12 protein-coding genes are annotated in these 13,220 nt (G+C 57.8%); 4 read left to right on the forward strand and 8 right to left on the reverse strand.

Translation table 11 applies throughout. The features are described 5' to 3' along the window. Positions 1-11: 11 nt before the first annotated feature. From ABUK73_RS11800 to ABUK73_RS11815, 4 genes are all read left to right on the forward strand, one after another. Positions 12-1,004 carry an ABC transporter substrate-binding protein gene (locus ABUK73_RS11800; RefSeq protein WP_353577434.1) on the forward strand — a complete coding sequence of 331 codons (993 nt, stop codon included), beginning with the start codon at positions 12-14 and terminating at the stop codon, positions 1,002-1,004. Between the two features lie 330 nt (positions 1,005-1,334). After that, positions 1,335-2,516: an efflux RND transporter periplasmic adaptor subunit gene (locus ABUK73_RS11805; protein ID WP_454892360.1), complete on the forward strand. Its 1,182-nt coding sequence runs from the start codon at positions 1,335-1,337 to the stop codon at positions 2,514-2,516. Positions 2,517-2,529: 13 nt separating this feature from the next. Then, positions 2,530-5,859, forward strand: a complete 3,330-nt coding sequence (locus ABUK73_RS11810; RefSeq protein ID WP_353577435.1) for an efflux RND transporter permease subunit — start codon at positions 2,530-2,532, stop codon at positions 5,857-5,859. Between the two features lie 253 nt (positions 5,860-6,112). Beyond that, positions 6,113-6,784 (forward strand): Crp/Fnr family transcriptional regulator, encoded by a 672-nt coding sequence (locus tag ABUK73_RS11815; RefSeq protein WP_353577532.1) that lies wholly within the window; start codon positions 6,113-6,115, stop codon positions 6,782-6,784. A 21-nt stretch (positions 6,785-6,805) separates the two neighbouring features. Here the strand turns inward: ABUK73_RS11815 and ureG are convergent, their stop codons facing one another. The 8 genes from ureG to ABUK73_RS11855 all read right to left on the reverse strand — a co-directional run bounded on the left by ureG (position 6,806) and on the right by ABUK73_RS11855 (position 13,218). Next, positions 6,806-7,417, reverse strand: a complete 612-nt coding sequence (gene ureG / locus ABUK73_RS11820) for an urease accessory protein UreG (RefSeq protein WP_353577436.1) — start codon at positions 7,415-7,417, stop codon at positions 6,806-6,808. Positions 7,418-7,503: 86 nt separating this feature from the next. Beyond that, on the reverse strand, positions 7,504-8,175 hold the full coding sequence (locus ABUK73_RS11825; protein ID WP_353577437.1) for an urease accessory protein UreF: 672 nt from the start codon (positions 8,173-8,175) through the stop codon (positions 7,504-7,506). Positions 8,176-8,178: 3 nt separating this feature from the next. Continuing rightward, on the reverse strand, positions 8,179-8,658 hold the full coding sequence (gene ureE, locus ABUK73_RS11830) for an urease accessory protein UreE (RefSeq protein WP_353577438.1): 480 nt from the start codon (positions 8,656-8,658) through the stop codon (positions 8,179-8,181). Positions 8,659-8,768: 110 nt separating this feature from the next. Beyond that, entirely contained in the window at positions 8,769-9,560 is a 792-nt protein-coding gene (locus ABUK73_RS11835; protein WP_353577439.1) for a GGDEF domain-containing protein, read from the reverse strand. 411 nt (positions 9,561-9,971) lie between these two features. Beyond that, positions 9,972-10,508, reverse strand: a complete 537-nt coding sequence (locus ABUK73_RS11840; protein WP_113088826.1) for a peroxiredoxin — start codon at positions 10,506-10,508, stop codon at positions 9,972-9,974. A 159-nt stretch (positions 10,509-10,667) separates the two neighbouring features. Next, a complete protein-coding gene (gene ureC, locus ABUK73_RS11845; protein WP_353577440.1) occupies positions 10,668-12,377 on the reverse strand; it encodes an urease subunit alpha in 1,710 nt (569 codons plus the stop codon). A 47-nt stretch (positions 12,378-12,424) separates the two neighbouring features. After that, entirely contained in the window at positions 12,425-12,844 is a 420-nt protein-coding gene (locus ABUK73_RS11850) for a lysozyme inhibitor LprI family protein (RefSeq protein WP_353577441.1), read from the reverse strand. 17 nt (positions 12,845-12,861) lie between these two features. Next, entirely contained in the window at positions 12,862-13,218 is a 357-nt protein-coding gene (locus ABUK73_RS11855; protein ID WP_353577442.1) for a GFA family protein, read from the reverse strand. Positions 13,219-13,220 lie beyond the last annotated feature (2 nt).

A 13,220-nucleotide genomic window follows, 5' to 3' on the forward strand; every position in this document is an offset into this window, starting at 1 on the left:
AGGGAACAGCGATGAGAAACAGACTTGCATCCATGCTTCTGGCCGGAGCAACGCTGATGACGGCGTTTGGCGCTCAAGCCGCCGAGAAGGTCACGCTTCAGCTGAAATGGGTCACGCAGGCCCAGTTCGCTGGTTATTACGTTGCCAAGGACAAGGGCTTTTACGAAGCCGAAGGTCTCGATGTCGAGATCAAGCCCGGCGGCCCGGATATCGCCCCCGCGCAGGTTCTGGCAGGCGGTGGCGCAGATGTGGTCGTTGACTGGCTGCCGTCTGCACTCGCAACCCGCGAAAAGGGCGTACCACTCGTCAACATCGCCCAGCCCTTCAAGAAATCCGGCATGATGCTGACCTGCCTCAAGGAAAGCGGCATTACCAAACCTGCGGATTTCAAGGGCAAGACGCTGGGCGTCTGGTTCTTCGGCAACGAATATCCGTTCCTGTCATGGATGGCGCATCTGAAGATACCAACGACGGGCGGGGCAGATGGCGTGACCGTGCTGAAGCAGGGCTTCAACGTGGATCCGCTGTTGCAGAAACAGGCCGCCTGCATTTCCACCATGACCTACAATGAATATTTGCAGGTGCTGGAAGCAGGCGTAAAGGCCAGCGACCTCGTGACCTTCAAGTACGAGGACGAAGGCGTGGCGACGCTGGAAGACGGCCTCTATGTGCTGGAAGACAAGCTGAAGGACGCCAAGTTCAAGGAGAACATGGTGAAGTTCGTACGCGCTTCCATGAAGGGCTGGAAGTGGGCGGAAGAGAACCCGAACGATGCTGCCGATATCGTTCTTGAAAACGATGCCTCCGGCGCACAGACCGAAGCACACCAGAAGGGCATGATGACTGAGGTCGCCAAGCTGACAGCAGGCTCCACCGGCGCACTCGACAAGGCGGATTATGACCGCACCGTCAAAACGCTTCTGGGCGGTGGCTCCGATCCCGTCATCACCAAGGAGCCAACGGGTGCATTTACCACTGAAATTACGGATGCCGCTTTGAAGTAGGATTGAGAACGCAAAGGCGCGCAATCTGCGCGCCTTTGCTCACCGCAAGCTGTGATACCTGTATAAAATGATATACAAAAACGTATATCCGACCCACCAGCTAGACGGATTGAATTACCCTTCGCGACGAATTACATTCTGCCTCGACAGACTTGGGTTTTTACCTTGTGATAAACTTTGCCCTGTGGGAGGGCATGTTTTGTGGAGGACGCAGACATCTGCGAGGTGAGGGAAGTCTAGTCACCCCTATTTTTGCATTCATCGTCGCATGACCTTCAGGGCACGGAATGTGCGGTGGACGTGCGATCCGACATTTGAACGGACAGGCACATGCAGCGTAAGACAATCGCCCCCCGGCTCGCGGTCATCATGGTTTCGGCTCTCGTTTTGCCCGGCATTGCTGGTGCGCAGACCGCAGCAGACCGGAAAAACCTGCCCTCCATCGTCGTCAGCAAGGCCGCCACCCGGGATCTGGTCGACCGCGTCATTGCCACGGGCACGATCAAGGCGGTCGATGAAATTTACGTCCAACCGCTGGTCGATGGCCTGTCGGTCGATAAGCTGAATGTCGATATTGGCGATAAGGTTGAGGCGGGTGCCGTGCTGGCGGAGCTATCGAAAGACAGCCTGCTGCTTCAAAAAAGCCAGCTCCAGGCAAACCGCGCCAAGGCCGAAGCGGGCGTTGCGCAAAACAAGGCGCAGGTCATCGAGGCGCAGGCCAATTACGATGATGCCGTGCGCCAGCGTGATCGTGCAGACCGGCTCGGCAAATCCGGCTCGGGCTCCGTATCGCAGGTCGAACAGACTGCTGCCGCCGCAGATGTCGCCAATGCGCGGCTTCAGGCCTCCAAACAGGCGGTGACCGTGGGCGAGGCAGATATCAAGGTCGTGGATGCGCAGATCGAGGATATCGATCTCAAGCTGGCACGCACAAGCGTCAAGACACCGGTTGCGGGCATCGTCTCGGCCAAGAATGCCCGCGTCGGCGCCATTGCCAGCGGTTCCGGCAATCCGCTGTTCACGGTCATCAAGGACAACGCGATCGAACTGGTCGCCGATCTCTCAGAAACCGATATTCAGCAGGTCAAGATTGGCCAAAAAGCCATCATCACCGTGGCCGGTGGTCGCAACAAGATCGAAGGCAAGGTGCGGATCGTCTCGCCCACGGTGGATGCCACCACCCGCCTCGGCTCCGTCCATATCGTTTTGCCAACAGACAGCCCGGCCCGCGCGGGCATGTATGGCAGCGCAGAGGTGGTGATCGCCTCCGCCAATGCCCTCGCCCTGCCCCTTTCCGCCGTAACCTCGGGCCGTGATGGTTCGACCACCAGACGCGTCGAAAATGGTGTCGTCAAACAGGTGCCGGTCGAAATCGGCATTCAGGATGGCGGTTTCGTGGAAATCAAAAGCGGAATTTCCGCCGGTGATGTGGTGGTGGAAAAAGCAGGCGCATTCGTGCGCGATGGTGATAAGATCAACCCGGTCCCGGCTGACGCCGCAGCCTCGAACTGACTGAGAGAACACCATGAACTTTTCCGCATGGTCCATCCGCAATCCGATCGCGCCGCTGCTCTGCTTTGCCTTGCTGCTGTTTCTGGGCGTCAAAGCCTTTTACGATCTGCCGATCACGCGCTTTCCCAATATCGACGTGCCCGTTGTGGCCATCACCGTTACTCAAAGCGGAGCTTCGCCATCCGAGCTTGAGGCGCAGGTCACCAAGGAAGTCGAAGACGCGGTTGCCTCCATCAGCGGCATCGATGAAATCCAGTCTACGGTCACCGACGGTCAGTCCCTGACCACGGTTCTGTTCCGCATCGAAAAACCAACCGAAGAAGCCGTTCAGGACACCAAGGACGCCATCGACAAAATCCGCAGCGAATTGCCCGCGGATATCGAAGAGCCCGTCGTCAGCAAGATCGATGTCGAGGGACAGGCCATCCAGACCTTTGCGGTCTCCTCGCCCAACATGACGCTGGAAGAACTGTCCTGGTTCGTGGATGACACCATCAAGCGTGCGCTTCAGGGCCAGGCCGGCATCGGCAAGATCGACCGTTACGGCGGTGCAGACCGCGAAGTGCGTGTTTCGCTCAACCCGGCAAAGCTCGATGCTTACGGCATCACCGCGTCTGACGTGAACGCGCAGCTGCGCGGCACCAACGTCGATCTCGGTTCCGGTCGTGGACAGGTCGCGGGCAACGAACAGACCATCCGCACGCTGGGTGATACGCGTGATGTAGCGCAGCTGTCCAACACCACCATTTCCCTGTCCAATGGCCGCTTCGTCAAACTGTCGGAACTGGGGCGCGTAACCGACACCTATGAGGAGCCGAAATCCTTCTCGCGCTTCAATGGCAATCCGGGTGTGACCTTCGCCGTCTTCCGCTCCAAAGGTGCCAGCGAAGTCTCCGTTGCGGAAACCGTGGCGCAAAATCTGGACAAGGTGCGCGCAGACCACCCCAATGTTGCGATAGACATGGTGGACGACGCCGTCTACTTCACCTACGGCAACTATGAGGCCGCGCTTCATACACTGGTGGAAGGCTCCATTCTCGCCGTCATCGTGGTTCTGCTGTTCCTGCGAAACTGGCGCGCGACCCTGATCGCAGCCGTTGCCCTGCCCTTGTCCGCCATCCCGACCTTCTGGATCATGGATGTGCTGGGCTTCTCGCTCAACCTCGTCAGCTTCCTGGCGCTAACGCTGGCCACGGGTATTCTGGTGGACGATGCCATTGTGGAGGTGGAGAATATCTCCCGCCACATAAAGATGGGCAAATCGCCTTATCGCGCCTCGCTGGAAGCCGCCGATGAAATTGGCCTTGCGGTCATTGCGACCAGCTTCACCATCATTGCCGTTTTCGTGCCGGTGTCCTTCATGCCGGGCATTCCCGGCCAGTACTTCATTCAGTTCGGCCTCACCGTCGCCTTCTCGGTCTTCTTCTCGCTTATGGTCGCGCGTCTCATCACCCCGCTGATGGCCGCCTATCTCATGCGCGCCGATGATGCGGTCGATGACCACCACGACAATGACGGCCGCCTGATGAAGGCCTATACGCGCATGGTAACGGCAACCACCAGCAAATGGTGGGCGCGTTATCTGACGCTGCTCGGCGCCATTGGCTTCCTGATCGGCTCCGTCATCCTCTTGTCCGGCGTTCCCGGCAGCTTCCTGCCGCCGGATGACGCCTCGCGCGTCGTGCTGTCCATCGAGCTTCCGCCCAATGCGACGCTCGAGGAGACCGATACGACGACATCGAAAATCTATCAGGCCGTGAAGGATATCAACGGCGTCGAAAGCGTCTTCATACTTGGCGGCGCATCGCCGAAGGGTGATCTGGAACTGCGCCGCGCAACCGTGCGCGTCATTCTCCAGCATATCGACCACTCGCTGCTGAAGACCCTCGTCAATGATGGTCTTGGTTCCATACCGTTGATCGGAAACTATCTTCCGAAGGTCGAAGACACCGGCAGAACGCGTCCGCAATGGGATGTTGAGCGGGATATTTTCGCCAAGGTGAACACGATTCCCGATGTGCGCATCATTAAGCTGAATGACCGTGCAGAACGTGAGTTGAGCTTCAACTTCCTGTCGTCAAGCGAAGAGGATTTGCAAAAAGCCGTCGGCATTCTGGAATCGCGCCTGCGTGCCTCGCCCATCCTCGTCAATGTCAGCTCGGAAGGCGCGCTTCCTCGCCCGGAACTGCAAATCCGCCCACGCAAGGATGAGATTGCTCGCCTCGGCATCACGCCGCAGCAGATATCGCAGACCGTGCGCGTGGCAACGATTGGCGATATCGATGCGCAGCTGACCAAGATTTCACTGGATGACCGGCAAATCCCCATCCGCGTTCAGGCATCGCTCGATGTCCGGCGGGATCTGGCTGCCATCCGTGCGCTGAAAATCAAGACGGCGACGGGTGCGACCGTTCCGCTCTACAGCGTTGCGGATATCGACTATTCGGAAGGTCCAAGCTCCATCAAGCGCAACGACCGTAATCGCGTGGTCTCCATCGGCTCCGACGTTCCCTTCGGCACGGCGCTGGATACCTCGTCGGCGGAGTTTCGCCGCATCGTGGCGGAAACGCAATTGCCTGCCACCGTGCGTCTTGCCGAAAGCGGTGACGCCAAGGTTCAGGGTGAAATGCAGCGCGGCTTTACCAACGCCATGTTGCTAGGTCTCTTGCTGGTGCTGGTTGTTCTCATCCTGCTGTTCAAGGATGTCATTCAGCCCTTCACCATCCTGTTCTCATTGCCGCTCGCCATCGGCGGCGTGGCGGTGGCGCTCATCATCACCAACCAAGCGCTGTCCATGCCCGTTCTCATCGGTATTCTGATGTTGATGGGTATCGTTACCAAGAATGCCATTCTGCTGGTGGATTTCGCTATCGAAATGCGCCGCCATGGTATGGAGCGGGTTCATGCCATGGTGGAAGCTGGCCGCAAGCGCGCCCGCCCCATCATCATGACCTCGATTGCCATGTCCGCAGGCATGTTGCCATCTGCACTGGGCGTCGGCGAAGGCGGCTCGTTCCGCGCACCTATGGCCACCGCCGTCATCGGCGGTATCATCGTCTCGACGGTCCTTTCGCTGATCGTGGTTCCGGCCTTCTTCCTGATCATGGATGATCTGTCGCGGCTTCTCGCCCACCTCTTCGGCCGCTTCATCGGCAAGAAGGAAGAGGAGCATCCGGTTCTGTCCAATGAGGAACTGTCGGAAGCCGCACGAACCAGCCAGGAGGCTCTGTCAGGGCTTGAGGAGCGTCTCGCCAATGTCGAACAGAAGAGCGGCACAGGACCGAAAAACGCCGATAAATCCGGCAGCAATGTCCTGCGGCTTCCCCCACTCGCGGCGGAGTAAGCTTAGCCGCCAACGACTTCAAACGCCGGGCATGTCCCGGCGTTTTGTATTTCAGCGCCAAAAAGCAACCGCAAAAAATCGCGCCAATTGATCGAAATCAAGTCCTGCTATCCAGCGGCTGCTATCGTCCACGTCATGGGAATAACGTCTTCAGACCGAGACAGGCCCGTTCCGCGATGAAACTCATACTGCGCGGAACATCAGGCTGCCTCACCGTCTGAACGGTTTTGGGAGCGTGACGGACGTGAACACGATGAAGCTCAACAGCAGGGAAAGAAGCATTCTTCTTCATGCGCCCTTCATTGGCGCGGGCGATGAAACGGTATCGGCGAGGTTCATGGAAGCGGCGACAATCGTCACCGCCCCTCCCCGCAACATTCTGTTTCGCGAGGGTGAGGCCGCGCAGTATCTGTTCTGCGTTCTCAACGGCTATGTTCGGCTATATCGTCTGAGCAAGGATGGGCGCGAGGCGGATGTGCGCATTTGCGGCCCCGGCGATACGTTCAATGAATGCCTGATTTTCGGTGCCGACCAGTATCAGCATAATGCGCAGGCGGCTGATAGCTGCACCATCGCCCGCTTCGATCTCACCCATATCAGAGCCATGATCGAGGACGAGCCGAAAGTGGTGAGGGCCGTCTTGCACTCCATGTCCAACAGCCTGCGCACGACCATGGACTGCCTTGCCAATGACCGGCTGCAAACCGCGCCGCAGCGCGTGGCGAACTACCTCATCACCCACGGACCAAGTGGCGAGACGTCCTACTCGTTGCGCCTGCCCTTCCAAAAGAGCGTGCTGGCCGGCAAGCTGGGGCTTGCGCCGGAAGCTCTCTCCCGCGCCTTTTCCAGCCTTCGCGATGCAGGCGTCATCGTCCGCGGGCGCGTTATTCAGGTCAATGATATCGGCGCGCTGAAACAGATTTGATTTTGCTTCAGCGTGAGCCGCTCACAGCCCGCCGTGCTGCTTCAGGAAGCCGACGATATTGTCCACGCCGTCACCGCGTTTCATATCGGTGAAAACGAAGGGCATGTCCTTGCGCATGCGCGTCGCATCCGTATCCATCACGCTGAGATCAGCACCGACATAGGGCGCCAGATCCTTCTTGTTGATGACCAGCAGGTCGGAGCGCGTAATACCGGGGCCGCCCTTGCGGGGAATTTCCTCTCCCTGGCAGACCGAAATCACATAGATGGTAATATCGGCCAGATCAGGCGAGAAGGTCGCCGCCAGATTATCACCGCCGGATTCGATGAAGACGACGTCGAGATCGGGGAAGCGCTCATTGAGACCCGCAATCGCCTGAAGATTGATGGTGGCATCTTCGCGAATGGCGGTATGCGGGCATCCACCTGTTTCCACGCCGACGATGCGCTCGGATGGCAGAGCCTGCATGCGCACAAGCGCTTCGGCATCTTCCTTGGTGTAGATATCGTTGGTGACGACAGCGACCGAATAATCGGCACTCATCGCCTTACACAGCTTTTCCGTCAAAGCCGTTTTGCCAGAGCCGACAGGCCCGCCGATACCGACCCGAAGCGGGCCATTTCCCGATTTCATTCCATTTTCCTTCCGGATGATATTTTATTCCATATCAGTAAATTCGACATGTCGCAGAGAATAGCCAAGCAAATTTCACGCCATTCTCATGACCGAAACAGCCGTGTTTCCTGCACCTCGTGGCGCATGGAAGCCGTATCGGCCAGAATAGTCGCAGAGCCAAGATCATCCAGCGTCGAAACCGCCACCCGCTGTGCCACGGATGCGATATCGCTTTCGAGATGCGCCAGAATGGCAACGCCATCCTTCTGTCCAGCCACGCCCAGACGAATGCCCGCCGACACGAATTGCGACACGCCGGAATGCAGGTAGGCGGCCAACGTATCTTCAAGCGCCACGCCATGCGCCGAGGCCACTGCGCCCACCGCGACCGGATAAGGCGTTGATTTCACTAGGCGCTGAAACACATCATGCGGCCATGCGGAAGCGGCATCCGTGAAGGCATCGCCCAGCAACACCGTTTCGCGATAACGTTCCGCCGAACCGGCCAGCGCCTGTGCCAGTTGCGTCAGCTCGGCCAGTTGTTCGCGGTCCTCATGGCAGCGCCATGCCTGCGCCAACAGAACGGCGTCGTTCCAAAGTGTTCCGCGCTGCAAAAGCAAGCTGATCCAGTTCCGAAGATCGAGAGCGGTCGTAAGACGCCGATCATTCACGGCACTTTCCAGCCCGCCGGAATAGGAGAAGGCTCCGACCGGAAAGGCCGGAGACATCCATGCCAACAACCGCAGCAAAGCATCGACGCGACCTGTATGCGCCATGGATCAGTCGTGGCTGTGGTGGTGGTGATCGTGGCCATGCGAGTGGCCGCCATGGGCGTGATAGGCACCACGGGCTGGCTGGAACGGTTCTTCCACGTCGCGCACCGTCGCGCCCAAACCTTCCAGCATGGCGCGGATGACGTGATCGCGGAGGATAAGAATGCGGCCTTCCTCGATCTGCGCCGCGAGGTGGCGGTTGCCCAGATGCCAGGCGAGTTCGATGAGATGCAGCGTATCTTTCGCGATGATTTCGAACAGCTTCTCACTGGCCGCGCGAACTTCCACCAGATCGCCGTTTTCGATGACCAGCAGATCGCCATGGGCAAACAACACCGGCTCTTTCAGGTCCAGCATCACCATCTCGTCATTCTGCAGATGCAGCAGCTTGCGGCGCAGATGTCTCTGGTCGTGGGCAAGTGTGACATAACCGGTGGGTTCGTCCGCGGGGGTTCCAGCGGGAAGATAGGATTGAACGCGCAGCATGATATTTCCAGGGTGAGTTTACGTCTGCGGAAATCCTGAAGGATAGCACCGGCGAATGCAAGCTGCCGATGAGAAAATGCGCGCCCGAACGGTCACGCATCCGCCAGTCGTTACGACGCCACGAGCAAGGTCGATTTCAGATTTTCAACCGCCTGAGCAATGGACAGTTCTTCCTCATGGCAAACGCAGTTGCGGCCCGAAGCCTTGGCGAGATAGAGCGCCTTGTCGGCCACGGCAAATGTATCGTGCTTGGAACGGGAAGGCCCGATATCGGCAACGCCGACGGAGACCGTGGTCTGCACCTGCGTACCCTCGAAATTGACCGTCATGCAGGATACGCGAATGCGCGCCAGTTCGATGAGCGTCAGCCGATCCCTTCGAATGCCGCCACGAACGATCACCGCAAACTCTTCGCCGCCCAGACGCGCCACACAGTGAAACTCACCGAAAACATCGGCAATGGCCGCAGCCGCTCTTTTGATGACGAGATCGCCAGCCGCATGGCCGTAATTGTCATTGATGCTTTTGAACCGGTCGAGATCGAAGATCGCCAGCGACGCATCGTCGTAAACCTCATCGAAGCTCTGGTTGAATGCGCGACGGTTTGCGAGGCCGGACAAGGTATCCGTCTTGCTCAGACGCTCGAATTCCGCATGCGACGCGTGAAGCGCGCGGATGGCGTTGCCCAGCACGCCGACCAGCAAGCCCGTCACGACGCCACCGACGATCCACGCCATGACGACGCTGTAGCTCAGAGCTTCCAGCAAAGGCAGTGGCAGCAAATTGAAATGTGCCGCCACAACATTGACGAGACAGCTGACGATGACAGTCAGAATGATCGAAAGAAACACCATCTTTATCGCAAAAGTGCGGAAACTCTGCACTGCGCTCGGGTCACTCAAACTCATTTCCAATGAAATAAATTTTTTCAAACGTTCAGCCATCACACCTCACCCTTGCATGACTTAATCGATAAAGATCAGAGATTGGCCGTAAGTAAATCAAATGTCTAAATATTTAACGACCACAGGTATATTTGTGGATTACTTCACACGGTAACGATTTACTGATCGGACGCTGACGTAAGGGAAGGCGCTGCTTAAAGCCCTTGAGATACAAGGTTAAGGCGATCTCTTATATTCCATACCTAAGCGGATTGGTGATGGCGCAACGCAATATGAGTATTCCCTTATTGACACAAAAAGGTCGGGCATTTGCGGCTCAAATTATTAACGGCGCTCCATGCGAAAAAAGCATAGAAAACAAAAAAGCCCGGATCATATCCGGGCTTTCCATGTAAAAGTTTTGTAAAATCAGGCCGCTACGCGGGCCTTGAGATGTTCGAGAATGTTCTGCGGCGAGGACACGCTGTAGGGATCGCTCTCGCAATTGTCCGAATGGCCTTCTTCTTCGAACCACTGCTCGACAACACCGTCATTGACGATGGCTGCATAACGCCAGGAGCGCATGCCGAAGCCGAGATTGTCCTTGGAAACCAGCATGCCCATCTTGCGGGTGAATTCACCCGAACCGTCAGGGATGACCTTAACGTTTTCAAGGTTCTGGCCCTTGGCCCAAGCATTCATCACAAATGCGTCATTGACTGAAAGGCAGTAAATCTCATCAATGCCGAGCGCGCGGAATTCTGGTGTCAGCTTTTCGAAATCGGGCAGCTGAAAAGTCGAGCAAGTTGGCGTGAAGGCACCCGGCAGGGAGAAGAGAACGACCTTCTTGCCCTTGAAGTAATCGTCGGAGGTTACATCCTGCCAACGATAAGGATTTGGGCCACCGACGGCCTCGTCGCGAATGCGCGTGCGAAATGTTACAGCAGGCACTTTTTTGCCGAGCATGGGTTTCTCCTGTGCGAGTGTAGCGTGAAAAGCCTTGGGAACAATTCACGCGGGAAAGCTAACCCTGCGATACCGCAAAATCCTTCGCAGTGCAGCAAAAATTGCCGCGCGCAGGGCAGTCATGCACAGAAGGAAACCCTTGGCCCGCAAGGGTAGCGGTCAAAACAGGAAGTAGCGCTGTGCCATTGGCAGAACCGTCGCCGGTTCGCACGTCAGAAGCTCGCCATCCGCCCGCACCTCGTAAGTCTCGGGATCGACCTCGATATGCGGCGTCAGCGAATTGTGGATCATCGACGCCTTTGAGATCCCGCCGCGCACATTGCGCACCGCAAGCAACTTCTTGGCAACGCCCAAACGCTGCACGATTCCATCATCCAGCGAGGCCTGCGAAACGAAGGTCACGGAGGAGTTGGTGCGCAGCTTGCCATAGGCGGCAAACATGGGACGGTAATGCATCGGCTGCGGCGTGGGGATCGACGCATTGGGATCACCCATCGGGGCCGCGGCAATGGAGCCACCCAGCAGAACCATTTCCGGCTTCACACCAAAGAAGGCCGGGTTCCATAGCACCAGATCGGCACGCTTGCCGACTTCGATGGAGCCGATTTCATGGCTGATACCGTGAGCGATGGCCGGGTTGATCGTGTATTTCGCGATATAACGACGAACGCGGAAATTGTCGTTCTCGCCCGTTTCTTCCTTCAGGCGACCGCGCTGGCGCTTCATCTTATCCGCCGTCTGCCATGTGCGGATGGCCACTTCACCCACGCGGCCCATGGCCTGGCTGTCGGATGAAATGATCGAGAAGGCACCGATATCATGCAGAATATCTTCTGCCGCGATGGTCTCCTTCCGGATGCGGCTTTCCGCAAAGGCAATGTCTTCCGGTATCGATGGCGACAGGTGATGGCAGACCATCAACATGTCCAAGTGCTCCGCCAACGTATTGACCGTATAGGGCCGCGTCGGATTGGTGGAGGACGGAATGACGTTGGGGTTTCCGCAAATCTTGATGATATCAGGCGCGTGGCCACCGCCCGCACCTTCGGTGTGGAAGGCGTGGATGGTGCGACCATTGATTGCCGCAATCGTGTCTTCCACGAAGCCACTTTCATTCAGCGTATCGGTGTGGATCATCACCTGCACGTCGAACTGATCGGCAACGCTCAGGCAGTTGTCGATGGCAGCGGGTGTGGTGCCCCAGTCTTCATGCAGTTTCAGCGAAGATGCGCCCGCGAGGATCATCTCTTCCAATGGTTTTGGCAGCGAGGCATTGCCCTTGCCCGCCAGCGCGAGATTCATTGGAAACGCATCGAAGCTCTCGATCATCCGCTCGATGTGCCATGCGCCCGTGCAGGTGGTCGCCAGTGTGCCGTGGGCCGGCCCCGAACCGCCGCCCAGCATGCAGGTCACACCGCTCATCAGCGCTTCTTCAATCTGCTGCGGGCAGATGAAATGGATATGCGCATCCATCCCGCCAGCGGTCAGGATTTTACCCTCACCGGCAATCGCTTCCGTGGAAGGGCCGACGATGATGGTCACACCCGGCTGCGTATCGGGATTACCCGCCTTGCCGATGGCATGAATGCGACCATCCTTCAAACCGACATCCGCCTTGTAGACACCGCTGTGATCGACAATGACGACATTGGTGATGACCGTATCGACAGCGCCCTCAGCCCGCGTCGCCTGGCTCTGCCCCATGCCATCACGAATGACCTTGCCGCCGCCGAATTTCACCTCTTCGCCATAGGTGGTGAAGTCCTTCTCGATCTCGATGAAGAGTTCGGTATCGGCAAGACGCACCTTATCGCCCACGGTGGGGCCGAACATGCTGGCATAGGCTGCGCGGGAAATCTTGTAAGGCATGGAAATCAGACTCCTTGGGAGGCGGAGAAAACAAAGGCAGCGATCAATCAGAAACCGTCGGCAAGAGCGCGAAGTTCTTCGGCGCGTTTCGTGCTCATATCGGCAAGGCAGGACGAAAGGAGCATCGGCTCCATGGTGCCGCCACGCGCCTGAAAGCCTGCCGCTTCGCAATTGGCATCGCGGAAGGAGACCCAGGCGCGCTGAGCAGCAACCAGCGCCTCGACTGCGCCCTTGCTGTCATCGTCAGCGGCCTTGTCCCAGGCGCTCATCTTCTTGCGAACCTGCTGATAGGCGGCATTCAAATCCTTGTCAGCCGCTTCATACTCAATCGCCGCGCAGGCGTTCATATCCGCCTGCGTCGTTGGCGAGTCACAGTCCGGCTCTTCCTGCGCCCTGGCGTCATGAAGAGCGATAGACGAAAACAGGCCCGCGTACAAAAGCAGAAGGCCGCATGACAAACGTGGCATCACGCTGCTGCCCCACATCAGGCGGCTGCGCCATCATGGGCGTGCGGTGTCAGCGCACGCGGATCGACACCATCGAGACAATTGGCGTTCACCGCCACCATCGGCGTACCATCCGGTCCGTTGGCATAAGCAAAGCTTTCAATGCCGCAATCACCGCAGAACAGATGGTGGATTTGCTTCTTGTTGAAGAGATATTCCTTCAGGTGATCTTCGCCGGACAGAAGCGTGAACTTCTCCTTCGGCGCGAAGGCCAGCACAGAGCCGAGCCGTTTGCAGCGGGAGCAATTACAGGTCACCGACTTTTCAAGATCGGCATCCACCTCAAAGCTTACCGCACCACACTGGCAACTTCCGTGATAATGTTCGGTACTCATTG

Origin of the sequence: Agrobacterium vacciniicorymbosi, assembly GCF_040427045.1 — a bacterium.
Lineage (GTDB): Bacteria > Pseudomonadota > Alphaproteobacteria > Rhizobiales > Rhizobiaceae > Agrobacterium.